Below are 15,162 nucleotides of genomic sequence, written 5' to 3' on the forward strand. Positions count from 1 at the left end.
GACGATCTGGCATGAGTCGCCGCCGACCTCTGTCTGCTCCCACGAAGCCCCGCTCGCTAGTATCCGGCCCCATGGATATCGTCGCCGCCTGCCGCGCGTTCGTGAGCGTCAGCGACCGCGGCAGCTTCACGGTCGGAGCCGCCGCCGCGGGGATGCAGCAGTCGGTCGCGAGCAGACGCATCGCCGCGCTCGAGGCACACCTCGGTGAGGCGCTCTTCGACCGCTCGACCCGCCGTCCGCAGCTGACCCCGTTCGGACGCGGTGTGCTGGGCGCCGCACGGCAGGTCACCGCGGCGGCCGGCGAACTCGAGGCTCAGGCGCGCCGCTCGCGCGCATCCGTTCTCCGGATCGCAGTCCCCGAGGGCTGCGCGCCCACCGCGGTCGGCGCCTTCATCGCGGCGAGCCGGGGGAGCGGCGTTGCGGTGGAGACGATGTCCGGAGATCCCGAGGCGCGAGCCGACGCCTTCGGATCGGGGGCCGTCCAGGCGGCCGTCCTGTCCGTGCCCCGGGAGGAGGCGCGGTGGCGCGTCCGACTCGGGGTCGCCTCAGCACACGCGGATCCCGGCCCCTTCTTCTTCGGCTCGATCCGACCCCGGCGGTCGGACGCCGACGCCCCGACGCGCCTGCTCTACGAGGCCGAGGACGACATCCCGGCCATCCGGGACCCCCTCACCGCGCTCCGGGACGCTCACGCGCTCCTGCCGCACCAGCTCGGGAAGGCCGGGTCGCTCTCCAGCACGATCGCCGATGTCCTCGCCGGCGACCTGCTGCTGAGCACCGAGGCCCGCGCGGCGGAACTCGGGCTGTCCTGGAGCCTGCTCGCCGAGCTCGACCTGGAACGCGGCTACGGCTTGGCCTCGGACGAGCCAGACCTCATCGGCCGCCTCGGTTCGCGTGCCGAGCGTGCGCTGGCACGCGCCCTCGGGCAGGGCCGCCCGTGATCGACGAGCAGCAGCTCATCGATCGGCTGGTCTCGCAGCTGCAGGCGGGCGGGTTGAGCGGCGGGTTCCTGGTGCGCGACCTGGCCACCGGAGACGAACTCGCGATCGACGCCGATACACCGCGTCCGATCGCGTCGCTGGTCAAGATCCCCCTCGGCATCGCGACCCTGGAGCGTATGCGACGTGGGGAGCTCGCGCCCGACCAGCCGGTCACCGTGCCGCCCGGCCGCGTTTCCACACCGGGTCCGACCGGGATCTCCCGGTTCCGGCATCCCGCGACCGTCGCCCTCGAAGACCTCGTCTACCTCAGCGTCGCCCTGAGCGACGGGTCCGCCTCCGACGCGCTCTTCGCCCTCACCCCGCCGGAACGCGTCGCGGAACTCCTCGCCGAGCTCGGCCGTCCCGGGCTGATCATCCGGCACGATGCGGGGGAGCTCTCGCGGACGCTGGCGGAGCAGCTCCCGCCGACGGATGCGCACCTCGCGCACCGGCTCGCCATCGCTGGCCGCACGCCGGGCGGGGGGAACACCGTCGCCCGTCTCGGTGCCGCCGACGCCACGCGTGCGACCGCACGCGATCTGGCCGACTGGCTGGAGGACCTCTGGCGTCCCCGCGTGCCGGAGGCCGTCGCGTCGCGGATGCGCGAGCTCATGGCCGCGAACGTCCACCGCGCGCGCCTCGCACCCGAGTTCGTGTCGGACGCGTCGACCTGGTGGTCCAAGACGGGCACGCTGCTCACCCTGCGCCACGAAGCGGGCGCCGTGGAGCACGCGGACGGCTCGGCGTTCGCCGTCGTGGCGCTGACCGAGTCGAGCGTCGCCGCCGTGCAGCAGCCCGCCGCCGAAGCGCTCCTGGGGCGCGTCGCCCGCGAGCTGCATGACGAGCTCCGTCGACGCGCCTGGAGCTGACTCATCCCTCCGGCATAGACGACGTCGAGATTGCAGCCGACGCGCACGGTTTCCTACGATCGTGGTCAGCGACCGGTCGAACGGCACTCTCCACCATCCACAACAACCGGAAGGGCGTGCATGCGAACAGTCATCGTGCCGGGCATCGGAGGCTCGGATCGCGAGCATTGGCAATCGATCTGGGAGTCCCGTCATCCCGGGATGCGCCGCATCGAGCCGTCCTCCTGGGACGAACCGGATGCGGATGACTGGTCCCGTGCTCTCGATCGGGCGGTCGGCGGGGCCAGGGCGGTCCTGGTCGCCCACAGCCTCGGCTGCCTGCTCGCAGTCCGCTGGGCGCATCTCCATCCGGAGAACGTCGCCGGCCTGTTCCTGGTGGCAGCCCCAGATCCGGCAGGTCCCCGGTTCCCCCGGGAAGCCGAATCGTTCTCGGCAGGGCTCGATGTCACGCCCGCCGCCCCTGTCCTCATGATCAACAGCAGCGACGACCCGTACTGCTCGCCGGAGCGCGCGGAGCGGTTCGCGGCTCAGTGGGGTGCCGCCAGCGTCTCCCTCGGCCCACGCGGACACCTCAACTCGGCGAGCAACCTCGGCGACTGGGAGGAAGGAGCGCACCTCCTCACCGCGTTCGCCGCCGGCATCCAGAGTCCTCCCAGGCCGGGCAGGTCGAACGTCAGGGCGGAACAAGTAGCATGTCTCTAGCGTCGGCGGAGTATGCCGTCCGGCGTGCGTCCGCCGGGGCGCCGGGCTGTCAGCCCGACCGAGCGTAAGTGGAGTGCATCAGTGGCCTCAGTTCTGGAAAAGGTCCTCCGTGTTGGCGAGGGCCGTACCCTCCGTCGGCTGGAGGCGTACGCGAAGGCGGTCAACGCCCTCGAAGACGACTTCAGCGAACTCACCGATGAGGAACTCGCGCACGAGACCGTCGAGCTGCGCGAGCGCTACGGCAACGGCGAATCACTCGACGACCTGCTCCCCGAAGCTTTTGCGGCCGTCCGCGAGGCGGCCAAGCGCACCCTCGGGATGCGTCACTTCGACGTGCAGATCATGGGCGGCGCGGCCCTTCACCTCGGCAACATCGCCGAGATGAAGACCGGTGAGGGCAAGACCCTCGTCGCGACCACCGCGGCCTACCTCAACGCGATCGCGAGCCGCGGCGTCCACATCGTCACCGTGAACGACTACTTGGCGAGCTACCAGTCCGAGCTGATGGGGCGCGTGTTCCGCGCCCTCGGGATGACGACCGGCGTGATCCTCGCCGGCCAGACCCCGGAGGAGCGCCGCGAGCAGTACGCGGCCGACATCACCTACGGCACCAACAACGAGTTCGGGTTCGACTACCTGCGCGACAACATGGCCTGGCAGGCGAGCGACATGGTGCAGCGCGGCCACTTCTTCGCGATCGTGGACGAGGTCGACTCGATCCTCATCGACGAGGCGCGCACGCCACTTATCATCTCCGGTCCCTCCTCCGGCGAGGCGAACCGCTGGTTCAACGAGTTCGCCAACCTGGCGAAGCGCCTCACGCCCGACGTGGACTATGAGGTGGATGAGAAGAAGCGCACCGTCGGTGTGCTCGAGCCGGGCATCGAGAAGGTCGAGGACTACCTCGGCATCGACAACCTCTACGAGTCGGCCAACACCCCGCTCATCTCGTTCCTCAACAACGCCATCAAGGCGAACGCGCTGTTCAAGCGCGACAAGGACTACGTGGTGATGAACGGCGAGGTGCTCATCGTCGACGAGCACACCGGCCGCATCCTGGTGGGCCGCCGCTACAACGAGGGCATCCACCAGGCGATCGAGGCGAAGGAGGGCGTGGAGGTCAAGGCCGAGAACCAGACCCTCGCGACCGTCACGCTGCAGAACTACTTCCGTCTCTACAAGAAGCTCTCCGGCATGACCGGTACGGCCGAGACCGAGGCCGCCGAGTTCATGAGCACCTACAAGCTCGGCGTCGTGCCCATCCCGACCAACAAGCCGATGCAGCGCATCGACCAGTCCGACCTCGTCTACAAGAACGAGAAGGCGAAGTTCGACCAGGTGGTCGAGGACATCGTGAAGCGTCACGAGAAGGGCCAGCCGGTGCTGGTCGGCACCACCTCGGTCGAGAAGAGCGAGTACCTCTCGCGTCTGCTCGCCAAGCGGGGCGTCCGACACGAGGTCCTCAACGCGAAGAACCACGCGCGCGAGGCCGCGATCGTCGCCCAGGCCGGGCGTCTCGGCGCCGTGACCGTCGCCACAAACATGGCCGGCCGCGGTACCGACATCATGCTCGGCGGCAACTCCGAGTTCCTCGCCGTCGCCGAGATGAACGCCCGCGGTCTGTCGCCGGTCGAGACACCGGACGAGTACGAGGCCGCCTGGGAGGGCGTCTTCGAGAACGTCAAGGCGCAGGTCGCCGAGGAGGCCGAGAAGGTCATCGAGGCCGGCGGTCTCTACGTGCTCGGTACCGAGCGCCACGAGTCCCGGCGCATCGACAACCAGCTCCGCGGTCGTTCCGGCCGTCAGGGCGACCCGGGCGAGAGCCGGTTCTACCTGTCGCTCACCGACGACCTGATGCGCCTCTTCAACGCGGGCGCGGCGGAGAGCCTCATGGGCCGGAGCAGCGTCCCGGACGACATGGCCATCGAGTCGAAGGTCGTCAGCCGCGCCATCCGCAGCGCGCAGTCGCAGGTCGAGGCCCGCAACGCCGAGATCCGCAAGAACGTGCTCAAGTACGACGACGTCCTGAACCGCCAGCGCGAGGCGATCTACAGCGACCGCCGTCACGTGCTCGAGGGCGACGACCTGCACGAGCGCGTGCAGCAGTTCCTCACCGACGTGATCGACGACATCCTCGACCAGCACACCGGCGAGGGGAGCGGCGACGACTGGGACTTCGACGCCCTGTGGGCCGAGCTCAAGACCCTCTACCCGGTCGGTGTCAGCATCGACGAGGTGATCTCGGAGGCCGGCAACAAGGGCAAGATCAACCGCGAGTTCATGCGCCGCGAGATCCTCTCTGACGCCCGGATCGCCTACCAGCGTCGCGAAGAGTCGCTGGGCGCTCCGGCGATGCGCGAGTTGGAGCGCCGCGTCGTGCTCTCGGTCATCGACCGCCGCTGGCGCGACCACCTCTACGAGATGGACTACCTGAAGGACGGCATCGGCCTCCGTGCGATGGCTCAGCGCGACCCGCTGGTCGAGTACCAGCGCGAGGGCTACGCCATGTTCCAGCAGATGATGGGCGCCATCCGCGAGGAGACCATCGGCTTCCTGTTCAACCTGGAGGTCGAGGTCAATCAGGCCCCCGGAGAGGTCGAGGCTCCTGCCGTCGCCGCGAAGGGCCTCGCGCGGGGCGAGAGCGACACGAAGCTCAGCTACTCGGCTCCCGCCGAGCAGGGCGGCGTCGAGGTGCGCAACCAGCGCGGTCAGCTCGAGCAGGCAGCGACCGCCCGTGCGCAGCGCGCTCAGCAGCAGGCCGCCCCGGCCGCTCCGCCCGCGCAGGCGTCGAACCAGCGCGGTGCCTTCGGCCAGCGCGTCGAGTCCTCGGACGAGGCCCCCGCGAACCGCGCAGAGCGTCGCGCGCAGGCGAAGAAGCGCTGATCGCGCAACCGATCACCATGACGATGGCGGCCCTGCGGGGCCGCCATCGTCGTCTTCCCGGCTAGAGGACGTTGATGGCCGTGGCGCGCCAGCGGGCGCGGTGTCGCTCCAGGCGGATCGCCACGGCGCGGGAACGAGCGGGCTGGTGGACCATGACGACCGCTTCGACGACGCCATCGACCGGGAACGCCAGGACAGGATCGCCGATGGTCATGCGCGGTCGCAACGGGTTCTCGGCCGCCGTGGTCCGCGCCTGGACGGTGAGCATGGTGCGTCGCAGCAGATGGACGTAGACGGAGTCGCTCACCCAGCGGCCGATCTGATCGAGCGGGCGCGCGCCCGCGAGGATCTCCACGACCGATCTCGCGAGGTTGGAGCACAGCGTCGCCGGACTCGGCTCGTCGCCCGCGGGGAACTCGACGATGGCCCCTCCGACCGTCCGAGGCCGTCCGAGCCCGGTGACCGCAATTGGGGTACGGCGGTCAGCGCGGCCCGGGGTCAGCCGCCCGGCAGGGTGCTCGTTCGGCAACGCGACAACGGCCTCGGGCAACCCCGGATGGGGAGCCGGATAGGCCACGGAGCGGTCTCCGGGTCGGATGCCGGAACGGCCGGGATCCGCGGCCCGATCACCGGGAATTCCGGTGGTGGACGGGGTCGCGGGTGCGAGGGCGAGGTGGTGCATTTTTTCTCCCGAGGGGGTGTGTCGGTGGTCGGTGCTGAAATAGACCCGTGATATGTACGATGCCTCACTCAAACAGGTTGGCGCGCGGCGGACCAGGGCATAAACGCGTTGTGGATAACTCTCGTCATGCCTGTCGGAGCGCCGTTTAGGATGGGGTGATGTCCACCCTCAGCGATCTCGTTCACGCTCACGGCCGCTCCTCGGAAGAGGACGTCGAGTGGCTGCACGGCCTCGTCGGCGACTGGCAGCTGCTCGCCGACCTCGCCTTCGCGGACATCGTGCTGTGGGTGCCGACCGCCGATGACGACTTCGTCGCGGTGGCGCACGCCCGTCCGTCCTCGGCTGCCACACTCTTCTACCGCGACTTCGTCGGTCAGCGCATCAAGCCGGAGTGGCGCCAGCAGGTGACCGACGCCTATCGGTCGAAGCAGATCATCGACACGTCAGCGCCGGATTGGTACGAGGAGACCCCGACGCGGGTGCGCGCCGTTCCCGTGATCCGCCGCCTGACCGTCCACTCCCCGGACACCGCGCCGGAACCCGTGGCGGTGATCACGCGCCACACCAACCTGAGCGAGGCGCGTACGCCGAGTCGGCAGGAGCTGACGTTCAACGAGTGCGCCAACGATCTCTTCAACATGATCGCGACCGGAGACTTCCCGGACCTCGGTGCCCCGGCCGCGCCTCGCCGAGGGGCGCCTCGTGCGGCTGACGGTCTCATCCGGCTCGACGTCGACGGGGTCACCACGTTCGCCAGCCCCAACGCGCTGAGCGCTTTCAACCGGATGGGCTTCACCGGCGAGCTCGAGGGGGAGTCCCTCGCCACGGTGACGACCGGTCTCCTCGCCGGCACCATCACCGTCGACGAGTCGCTGCCGCTGGTGGTGACCGGCCGCGCCCCCTGGCGCACCGACATCGAGGCCCGCGGCGTCACGGTATCGCTCCGCGCCATCCCCATCCGGAACCGCGGTGAGCGCGTCGGGGCCATCGTGCTCTGCCGCGACGTCTCGGAGCAGCGCCACCAGGAGCGCGAGCTGATCACGAAGGATGCGACCATCCGCGAGATCCATCACCGGGTGAAGAACAACCTCCAGACCGTGGCATCCCTCCTGCGCATCCAGGCGCGCCGCACCCACTCGGAGGAGGCACGCGAGGCTCTCAGTCAGGCCATGCGCCGGGTCGCGGCCATCGCCGTCGTCCACGACACCCTGTCGACCGGGCTCGCGCAGATCGTCGACTTCGACGACGTTTTCGATCGCGTGCTGCTGCTGGTGGCCGAGGTCGCGGCGAGCCACACCACGACCGTGCACCCGAAGAAGTCGGGCACCTTCGGCCAGCTGCCGTCGGAGTACGCGACGCCGCTCGCACTGGCGCTCACGGAGCTCGTGACCAACGCGGTCGAGCACGGGCTGGCCGGGCGCGAAGGAGAGGTCGAGATCGTCGCCCACCGGTCCGAGGAGTCGCTGACCGTCAAGGTCGTCGACAACGGCTCGGGCCTCCCGGAGGGCAAGGTCGGGACCGGCCTGGGGACGCAGATCGTCCGCACGCTCATCCAGGGCGAGCTCGGCGGTGCGATCGACTGGCACACGATGATGGGGCAGGGCACCGAGGTGACCATCGAGGTCCCGTTGCGCTACCTCACCAAGATCTGAACGGCGACCAAGCCGCGTAGGAATCCGGGCATGAAAAATGCCGAGGGGCGCTCGATGCTAGGTGTGTGAGCGCCGCCTCGGCTGTGTCGGACGCGCGGGAGGGTATGGCCCGCGCCGACGAGTGAGAAGCGGGTGGAGCGTCAGGACGCGCGGCGTGCGCGCGCAGCGCGGCGCTTGAGGGCGCGGCGCTCGTCCTCGGAGAGCCCGCCCCAGACACCCGAGTCCTGACCGGTCTCGAGGGCGTACTGAAGGCAGATCTCGGTCACGGTGCAGCGTGCGCAGACCGCCTTGGCCTTGTCGATCTGGTCGACCGCAGGGCCGGTGTTGCCAACCGGGAAGAAAAGCTCGGGGTCCGCGGTGAGGCAGGCGGCTTTGTCGCGCCAATCCATGAAGATGTGCTCCTTGTTTACTGGGGTTCCTGACCCGAGAGGGCCATAGAATGCAGATAAGCAGTCGGGTTGCAGGGTGCTTAGATCCGTGGGGAATCAGACCTGCCCACGACCCTGTGAGCGTTAACTCGACCGTTGAATATGCTCCCATAGCGGTTATTGCGAATCAATAGTTTTGTATGGGATAACGCTGAGAACACGAGCCGGAAACGTCAGGATGCTATAGTGCCCGACCCCCAGAACGCCCCGGAGGCGGCCACGGAGCGCCGCCCGTCGCGTCCGCGCCTCCTCACGGTGCTGACCGTCATCCTCGCCCTGGAGACGGTCCTCGTGGTCGGTGTCGCCTGCTGGCTGGTGTACGAACTGCTCACGCAGAAGCCCGAGTCGTACCCGTCCGCGGTAGCGATCGTGGTCCTCGTCCTGCTCGCGGCGGCCTGGCTGATCGCGACACTCGTCGGCATCCTGCGGCTGCGGAGTTGGGCACGCGCGTCGGCGCTGACCATCCAGATCCTCCAGCTCGCCGTCGCCATCGGATGCTTCCAGGGGTTCTATGCGCGGCCGGACGTCGGCTGGGCGCTCCTGGTGCCGGCGGTCGTCGCGGGCGTCCTCGCCGTCTCCCCGGCGGTGGTCCGGGCCACGGCCCGCAACATGGAGCAACACGAATAGCGTCCACCGGGAACAAGGCGGAGACTCGGATGGTTATGTCCGGCATCGTGACTGATATCTCCACACAGACCTCCGCCTCCTCCGCGACCATCGAGCGCGCCCGCGCAGGCTGGGACGCCTGGCGTGCGAACCGCTTGAGCAGCGTGACGGCGCCCACCGGCAACCTCGCTCTCATCGAGACGCGGTGGCTGCAGGAGGGCGACACCACGACTCCGGAGGAGGCCCTGGCCGGCCATCCGGCGACGGTCACCGCCACAGAGCTCACGCGCCGCAGCCTGGAGACCGGAGAGGTCGAGCGCGGCATTCGGCTCTGGGATGCGGCATCCCCCGCCATCCGCGACTTCGAGACCATCGAGGTCTTCCCCTTCGACCCCAGCTGGGTCATCGAGGCGACGTTCACGCCCGTCAGCGACGACCGCACCATTCCGTTCGAGCACATCCGTGACAACGGGCTGACCCGCGAGCTGGTGGTGCCCGGCGACATCACGTTCGAACGGGACGGCGTCGCGTACACGTTGAGCGCCTTCGACGACGATGGGACGCTGCTCCTGGTGTTCGGCGACCCGACCAACGGCGCCGAGGGGAAGGACGGGACCTACGCGTCCGGCCGCTTCCTCTTCGTCGAGCACGTCGACGACCACGTCGTCCTCGACTTCAACCGCGCCTTCGTACCGCCGTGCGGGTTCTCGGACCAGTACAACTGTCCGCTGCCGCCGCGCAACAACCGCTTCCCCGTCGCGGTCACCGCGGGGGAGAAGCGCGTGACCTTCCGCGGCGGCGCACAGCACTGAGCGGGCCGAGCGCCCGAAGCACCGAAGCACCGAAGCACCGAAGCACCGAAGCATCCACCCCCCCACAGCACTGGAGAACCACCGTGAGAAAGACCCCCTTGTTCGCTGCGCTCGCGATCGGCCTGGCGTCGGCCCTAACGCTCGCGGGCTGCGCGGGCGGCTCGTCGTCCGCTGGCGGTGACGGCGCGACCATCGCGATCGGCTCGCTCTATGAGCCGGTCAACCTCGACAACACCGCCGGAGGCGGCCAGGGCGTCACCGAGGCGCTCAACGGCAACGTCTACGAGGGGCTGTTCAAGCTCACCGACGAGGGCAAGGTGGAGCCGCTGCTCGCGACGAAGTACACCACGAGCGCCGACGGCCTCACGTACACGTTCACCCTGCGTGACGGGGTGAAGTTCCACTCCGGCAAGCCGCTCACCAGCGCCGACGTGAAGCGCAGCATCGAGCGCGTCACGTCCGATGACTCGCAGTCGGCGCGCAAGTCGCAGCTCGAGGTCATCAAGAGCATCGACACCCCGGACAACAAGACGGTGACCATCACCCTGTCCTCGCGGTCCATCTCGCTGCCGTACAACCTCAGCTACGTGTGGATCTACGGCCCGGGTACGTCGAACTACAAGACCGCGGAGGACGGCACCGGCCCGTACACGCTCGGCACCTGGAAGCGCGGCAGCTCGCTCAGCCTCGAGCGCTGGAGCGGCTACTGGGGCGACAAGGCGAAGAACAAGGAGGTGGAGTTCGACTACTTCACCGACGCCTCCGCCCTGTCGAACGCGCTCCAGACCAAGCAGGTCGACATCGTGACGAGCATCCAGAGCCCCGACGCCCTCAGCACCTTCAAGGGAAACAAGGACTACACGATCTCCGACGGCAAGTCGACGACCAAGGAGCTCCTGGCGTTCAACGACAAGGTGGCCCCCTTCAACAACGTCGAGGTCCGGAAGGCGGTCTATTCGGCGATCGACACCAAGAAGCTGCTCAACTCGATCTGGGGCGACTACGGAACGCTGATCGGCTCGATGGTTCCGCCGAGCGACCCCTGGTACGAGGACCTCACGAAGGTCAACCCGTACGACGTGAACCTCGCCAAGAAGGAGCTGGCCGAGGCCGGTCTCGCGAACGGGTTCACCTTCACGCTCGACACGCCCACGTACGACCCGCACCCCGCGGTCGCCGAGTTCCTGAAGAGCGAGCTGGCGAAGGTCGGCGTCACCGTGAACATCAACTCCATCTCGGCGGACGAATGGTACACGAAGGTGTTCAAGAACCACGACTTCACCGCGACGCTGCAGGAGCACGTCAACGACCGCGATGTGGTCTGGTACGGAAACCCGGACTTCTACTGGGGCTATGACAACCCGCAGGTGACCGCGTGGGTGAACGAGGCCGAGCAGGCGAGCACGACGGCCGATCAGACCGCCAAGCTGAAGCTGGTCAACGAACAGATCGCGAAGGATGCCGCCAGCGCCTGGCTGTACCTGTACCCGCAGATCGTCGTCGCTGACAGCGACGTAAGCGGCTACCCGGTCAACGGACTGAACTCGCAGTTCTTCGCGTACGACATCGTCAAGAAGTAGGCCGGTTCTCCACAAGGACCGCTCTTCCCACAACCCTGATGCTCGGGGAGCCGACCGGCTCCCCGAGCATCTACGCTGAAAACCACCATGGCTCTCTACCTCCTGCGTCGCACCGCGTTCCTCGTGGTGTCGCTGCTGCTGGCCATGGTCGTGCTGTTCTTCCTACTCCGTGTGCTGCCGGGCGACCCGTCGAACGCGCTGCTCTCCGTCGGAGCCACGAAGGAGCAGATCGCGGCGGCGCAGCACCAGGTCGGCAGCGATCAGCCGCTGCTGCAGCAGTTCTTCTCGTGGTTCGGCAGCCTGGTGTCGCTCGATCTCGGCGAGTCGTTCATCAGCTCGCTGCCCGTCGGCCCCGAGATCGCCGCGCGGCTGTCCGTGACCATCCCGCTGACGCTCCTCTCGTTCGTCCTGGCGCTCGTGCTCGCGCTGCCGATCGGCTTCGTCGCGGCGTGGAAGGCCGACCGCTGGTACGGCGTCCTGCTGTCCGCGTTCTCTCAGCTGGGCATCGCCGTGCCCGTGTTCTGGGTGGGCATCCTGCTGGTCGATGTCTTCGCGATCACCCTCGGGTGGTTCCCGTCCGGCGGATTCCCGCGTGACGACTGGTCCGATCCGGCCGAGGCCCTGACCTCTCTCGCCCTGCCGGTCGTGACGATCGCGATCGTGATGAGCGCCTCCATCTCCCGTTATGTTCGGAGCGCGACGCTGGATGTGATCGGCAGCGACTATCTGCGCAACGCCCGCGCACTGGGGTCGGGTTTCGCGGGAGCGATGTGGCGCCACGGTCTGCGCAATGGCGCTGTGCCCGTGATCTCCGTGCTGGGGATCGAGCTCGCCACGACGTTCCTCGGAGCGGTCGTCGTCGAGAGCGTCTTCACCCTGCCCGGGCTCGGCAGCATGCTGCTGAAGGCCATCGAGCAGCACGACTACCCGAACATCCAGGGCATCCTGTTCGTCTCGACGCTGCTCGTGCTGATCGTCGGCTTCCTCGCCGACATCGCACAGCGGCTCGTCGACCCGCGCCTCCGTCGCAGCATCTCGGGGAACACATGAGCGCGATCGTCGAGCAGGCGGCCGAGGCGGCCGCACCAGAAGCGCGGGGGCGGCGCCGCGCCCGCCGTTCGCTGACGCTCGGCATCGGGCTCGTCCTGGTCGGCCTGGTGGTGATCGTCGCCGTCGTGTCGTTCTTCTGGCTGCCGTACGCGCAGTCCGACACCTCCGGCACGCGGCTCGAGCAGCCGAGCGCGGCGCACTGGCTGGGAACGGACCGGTTCGGGCGCGACCTGGTGACCCAGCTGATGATCGGGGCGCGCATCGCCTTGGCCGTCGGCCTCGGTTCCGTCGCGATCGGTGCGGTGGTGGGCGGCACCCTCGGCCTGCTCGCCGCGTTCGCGACCAAATGGCTGGACGACACGCTGTCGGCCGTGCTCGATATCCTGATCGCCTTCCCCACATTGCTCCTGGCGATGCTGATCGTGGCCGCCCAGGGGGCGTCGCTCGGCACGGCCATCGTCGCGATCGGGCTCGCCATGTCGGCGGTCGTGGCCCGGCTGACGCGCGTCCTCGCCAAGCGGGTGCTGTCGCAGCAGTACGTCACGGCCGCGCGCACCTCCGGCACCTCGTCGCCGGGGATCATCGCACGGCACATCCTGCCGAACATCTGGCCGACGCTGAGCGTGAACCTCGCGCTGCAGTTCGGAGTGGCCGTGCTCGCCGAGGCGAGCCTCTCGTACCTGGGGCTCGGGGCGCCGCCGCCCAACGCCTCCTGGGGGCGCCTGCTGCAGGAGGCTCAGGGGACGGTGTCCACGGCTCCTGCCGGTGCGATCGCCCCTGGCGTGGCCCTGGTCGTGCTCGTGATCGGCGTCAACCTGGTGGCCGACGGCCTCCGGGATGTGGCCGACCCGACCCGCAGGAGGTCGCGATGAGTGCCCACAACAATGCGGCGCGCGGCCTCCTCGAGGTCGACGGCCTGAGCATCGCGACACGGGACGGCGACGTGCTCGTACGCGACGTGTCGTTCCGTCTCGACGCGGGGGAGCGGCTCAGCCTGATCGGCGAGTCCGGCTCGGGCAAATCGCTGACGTCGTTCGCCCTCACCGGTCTACTGCCCGAAGGACTGCACGCGACCGGCAGCGTCCTGCTCGACGGCGTGCCGGTCATCGGCGCGCGGGAGCGCGAGCTCGTCGCGCTGCGCGGCCGGGTGGCGTCGACCGTCTTCCAGGAGCCGATGACCGCCCTCGACCCGCTGATGCGTCTCGGGCGTCAGGTGGCCGAGCCGCTCCGCCGGCACCTCGCGCTGCGCGGCGATGCCCTGCGTCAGGCGGTGCATGACGCGCTCGCCGACGTGGGCCTCCCCGAACCGGAGCGCATCGCGCACGCCTACTCCTGGGAGATCTCCGGGGGTCAGCGGCAGCGCGTCGCGATCGCTGCGGCCCTCGCCTGCCGACCGCAGCTGCTGATCGCCGACGAGCCGACCACGGCGCTCGACGTGACCGTCCAGGCAGACGTGCTGGCGCTGCTCGAACGCTTGGTTGCAGAACGCGGGATGGCGCTCCTGTTCGTCAGCCACGACCTCGCCGTCGTTTCCCGTATGGCGCAGCGGGCGCTCGTGCTGCGTCAGGGTCGCGTCGTCGAAGAGGGTGCGATCGACGGCCTGCTGTCCGACCCGCACGACCCGTACACCGCCGAACTCGTGCGGAGCGCCCGCGAGCTCGATTCCGCGCTGGAGCTGCCATGACGCCCATCCTCGAACTGCGCGACGCGGGCTTCCGGTACCGCCGGTCGGCGAGCCCGGCGCTGGACGACGTCTCCTTCGCCGTGGAGGCGGGACGGAGCCTCGGCCTGGTCGGCGAGTCCGGGGCGGGCAAGACGACGGCTCTCTCGCTCCTCCTGGGGCTCACGACGCCCACCAGCGGCAGCGTGCTCTTCGACGGCAGGCCGCTGAACCCTCGCGATCGCACCCAGGTGCGCGACTTCCGCCGGAGCGTACAACCGGTCTTCCAGGACCCGTACTCCTCCCTCGACCCGCGGCAGAGCGTCGGCCGGATCGTCGGCGAACCACTCGCCTCCCTCGGCCTCGCGGGCGGCGAACAGGCGCGGCAACGCGTCGCGCAGGCGCTTCACTCCGTCGCCCTTCCTGCCGACGCGGCGCGTCGCTACCCGCACGAGTTCTCCGGCGGCCAGCGACAGCGCATCGCCATCGCCCGGGCGATCGTGTCACGGCCGCGCGTGCTGCTGGCCGACGAGCCGGTGAGCGCGCTGGATGTGACGACGCGCATCCAGATCATCGACCTGCTCGGCGAACTCGCGGCGAACGAGGGGATGACCGTCGTCATGGTCTCGCACGACCTCAGCGTCGTCGCAGCCCTCTGCGCTCAGACGGTCGTGCTGCGCGGCGGGCACGTCGTCGAGCAGGGCGCCACGAGCGAGGTGCTCAGGACGCCGCGCGACGACTACACCCGCCGCCTGCTGGCGTCGGTGCCCCGCTTGCCGGCTTAGGCGTCGATCCCCAGCTTCTTGCGCAGCGAGGCGACGTGTCCGGTCGCCTTGACGTTGTAGAGCGGCAGGCGGAGCGTGCCGTCCGGGTCGACGACGAACGTCGACCGGATGACACCCTCGACGGTCTTGCCGTAGAGCTTCTTCTCGCCGTAGGCGCCGTACGCGCGGTGGACGGCCAGGTCTTCGTCGGACAGCAGCGGGAAGTTGAGGCCCTCCTGCTCCTGGAACTCCTTATTTCTGGCCGGCACATCCTTCGAGATGCCGATCACCTGGTATCCGGCCGACTTGAGCGAGTTCAGGTTGTCGCGGAAGTCGCAGGCCTCGGTTGTGCACCCCGGGGTCATCGCCGCCGGGTAGAAGTACACGATCACGTTCTCGCCGGCGAAGTCGGAGAGCGAGACGGCGGTGCCGTCCTGGTCGGTGAGTGTGAAGGCGGGGGCCGGAGTGCCGGCCTCGAGTCGAGCGTCAGTCAT

Annotated in this window: 15 protein-coding genes; 12 read left to right on the forward strand and 3 right to left on the reverse strand. The window is 69.0% G+C overall.

Translation table 11 applies throughout. The features are described 5' to 3' along the window. Nucleotides 1-71: 71 nt before the first annotated feature. From ABIC47_RS09455 to secA, 4 genes are all read left to right on the forward strand, one after another. Nucleotides 72-941, forward strand: coding sequence for a LysR family transcriptional regulator (locus tag ABIC47_RS09455; protein WP_089874858.1), 870 nt, complete (start codon nucleotides 72-74; stop codon nucleotides 939-941). Continuing rightward, nucleotides 938-1,849 carry a serine hydrolase gene (locus ABIC47_RS09460; protein ID WP_354479721.1) on the forward strand — a complete coding sequence of 304 codons (912 nt, stop codon included), beginning with the start codon at nucleotides 938-940 and terminating at the stop codon, nucleotides 1,847-1,849. The genes ABIC47_RS09455 and ABIC47_RS09460 overlap by 4 nt, the downstream gene beginning before the upstream one ends. A gap of 120 nt (nucleotides 1,850-1,969) precedes the next feature. Then, nucleotides 1,970-2,551 carry an RBBP9/YdeN family alpha/beta hydrolase gene (locus tag ABIC47_RS09465; RefSeq protein ID WP_089874863.1) on the forward strand — a complete coding sequence of 194 codons (582 nt, stop codon included), beginning with the start codon at nucleotides 1,970-1,972 and terminating at the stop codon, nucleotides 2,549-2,551. A gap of 81 nt (nucleotides 2,552-2,632) precedes the next feature. Next, complete coding sequence (gene secA, locus ABIC47_RS09470; RefSeq protein ID WP_018190100.1) at nucleotides 2,633-5,434, forward strand: preprotein translocase subunit SecA; 2,802 nt, start codon at nucleotides 2,633-2,635, stop codon at nucleotides 5,432-5,434. 61 nt (nucleotides 5,435-5,495) lie between these two features. Here the strand turns inward: secA and ABIC47_RS09475 are convergent, their stop codons facing one another. Beyond that, complete coding sequence (locus tag ABIC47_RS09475; RefSeq protein ID WP_354479726.1) at nucleotides 5,496-5,984, reverse strand: Rv3235 family protein; 489 nt, start codon at nucleotides 5,982-5,984, stop codon at nucleotides 5,496-5,498. Between the two features lie 290 nt (nucleotides 5,985-6,274). Between ABIC47_RS09475 and ABIC47_RS09480 the strand changes: the two genes are divergently transcribed. Next, nucleotides 6,275-7,768: a sensor histidine kinase gene (locus ABIC47_RS09480; RefSeq protein ID WP_018190102.1), complete on the forward strand. Its 1,494-nt coding sequence runs from the start codon at nucleotides 6,275-6,277 to the stop codon at nucleotides 7,766-7,768. A gap of 140 nt (nucleotides 7,769-7,908) precedes the next feature. Here the strand turns inward: ABIC47_RS09480 and ABIC47_RS09485 are convergent, their stop codons facing one another. Next, nucleotides 7,909-8,157 carry a WhiB family transcriptional regulator gene (locus ABIC47_RS09485; RefSeq protein ID WP_018190103.1) on the reverse strand — a complete coding sequence of 83 codons (249 nt, stop codon included), beginning with the start codon at nucleotides 8,155-8,157 and terminating at the stop codon, nucleotides 7,909-7,911. 225 nt (nucleotides 8,158-8,382) lie between these two features. Here ABIC47_RS09485 and ABIC47_RS09490 point away from each other — a divergent pair, with 225 nt between their 5' ends. From ABIC47_RS09490 to ABIC47_RS09520, 7 genes are all read left to right on the forward strand, one after another. Next, nucleotides 8,383-8,823, forward strand: a complete 441-nt coding sequence (locus ABIC47_RS09490) for a hypothetical protein (protein ID WP_354479730.1) — start codon at nucleotides 8,383-8,385, stop codon at nucleotides 8,821-8,823. Between the two features lie 35 nt (nucleotides 8,824-8,858). Further along, nucleotides 8,859-9,614 (forward strand): DUF1684 domain-containing protein, encoded by a 756-nt coding sequence (locus ABIC47_RS09495; protein ID WP_354479732.1) that lies wholly within the window; start codon nucleotides 8,859-8,861, stop codon nucleotides 9,612-9,614. A gap of 83 nt (nucleotides 9,615-9,697) precedes the next feature. Next, nucleotides 9,698-11,194 carry an ABC transporter substrate-binding protein gene (locus tag ABIC47_RS09500; protein ID WP_354479735.1) on the forward strand — a complete coding sequence of 499 codons (1,497 nt, stop codon included), beginning with the start codon at nucleotides 9,698-9,700 and terminating at the stop codon, nucleotides 11,192-11,194. Between the two features lie 87 nt (nucleotides 11,195-11,281). Beyond that, a complete protein-coding gene (locus ABIC47_RS09505; protein ID WP_089874871.1) occupies nucleotides 11,282-12,244 on the forward strand; it encodes an ABC transporter permease in 963 nt (320 codons plus the stop codon). Then, on the forward strand, nucleotides 12,241-13,116 hold the full coding sequence (locus ABIC47_RS09510; protein WP_354479739.1) for an ABC transporter permease: 876 nt from the start codon (nucleotides 12,241-12,243) through the stop codon (nucleotides 13,114-13,116). The genes ABIC47_RS09505 and ABIC47_RS09510 overlap by 4 nt, the downstream gene beginning before the upstream one ends. Further along, entirely contained in the window at nucleotides 13,113-13,928 is an 816-nt protein-coding gene (locus ABIC47_RS09515) for an ATP-binding cassette domain-containing protein (RefSeq protein ID WP_354479742.1), read from the forward strand. Before ABIC47_RS09510 ends, ABIC47_RS09515 begins: the two co-directional genes overlap by 4 nt. Continuing rightward, a complete protein-coding gene (locus ABIC47_RS09520) occupies nucleotides 13,925-14,689 on the forward strand; it encodes an ABC transporter ATP-binding protein (protein ID WP_354479745.1) in 765 nt (254 codons plus the stop codon). Before ABIC47_RS09515 ends, ABIC47_RS09520 begins: the two co-directional genes overlap by 4 nt. Here the strand turns inward: ABIC47_RS09520 and bcp are convergent. Beyond that, on the reverse strand, nucleotides 14,686-15,162 hold the full coding sequence (bcp, locus tag ABIC47_RS09525; protein WP_354479749.1) for a thioredoxin-dependent thiol peroxidase: 477 nt from the start codon (nucleotides 15,160-15,162) through the stop codon (nucleotides 14,686-14,688). The genes ABIC47_RS09520 and bcp overlap by 4 nt on opposite strands.

Source organism: Leifsonia sp. 563 (genome assembly GCF_040545055.1).
GTDB lineage: Bacteria > Actinomycetota > Actinomycetes > Actinomycetales > Microbacteriaceae > Leifsonia.

Bases quoted from the DNA above. Each gene is read 5' to 3' on its own strand.
- ABIC47_RS09510 (WP_354479739.1), top strand. From the start codon at position 12,241: ATGAGCGCGATCGTCGAGCAGGCGGCCGAGGCGGCCGCACCAGAAGCG.
- ABIC47_RS09495 (WP_354479732.1), top strand. From the start codon at position 8,859: ATGTCCGGCATCGTGACTGATATCTCCACACAGACCTCCGCCTCCTCC.
- ABIC47_RS09480 (WP_018190102.1), top strand. From the start codon at position 6,275: ATGTCCACCCTCAGCGATCTCGTTCACGCTCACGGCCGCTCCTCGGAA.
- bcp (WP_354479749.1), bottom strand. From the start codon at position 15,162: ATGACTGACGCTCGACTCGAGGCCGGCACTCCGGCCCCCGCCTTCACA.
- ABIC47_RS09485 (WP_018190103.1), bottom strand. From the start codon at position 8,157: ATGGATTGGCGCGACAAAGCCGCCTGCCTCACCGCGGACCCCGAGCTT.
- ABIC47_RS09455 (WP_089874858.1), top strand. From the start codon at position 72: ATGGATATCGTCGCCGCCTGCCGCGCGTTCGTGAGCGTCAGCGACCGC.
- ABIC47_RS09520 (WP_354479745.1), top strand. From the start codon at position 13,925: ATGACGCCCATCCTCGAACTGCGCGACGCGGGCTTCCGGTACCGCCGG.
- ABIC47_RS09465 (WP_089874863.1), top strand. From the start codon at position 1,970: ATGCGAACAGTCATCGTGCCGGGCATCGGAGGCTCGGATCGCGAGCAT.
- ABIC47_RS09515 (WP_354479742.1), top strand. From the start codon at position 13,113: ATGAGTGCCCACAACAATGCGGCGCGCGGCCTCCTCGAGGTCGACGGC.
- ABIC47_RS09505 (WP_089874871.1), top strand. From the start codon at position 11,282: ATGGCTCTCTACCTCCTGCGTCGCACCGCGTTCCTCGTGGTGTCGCTG.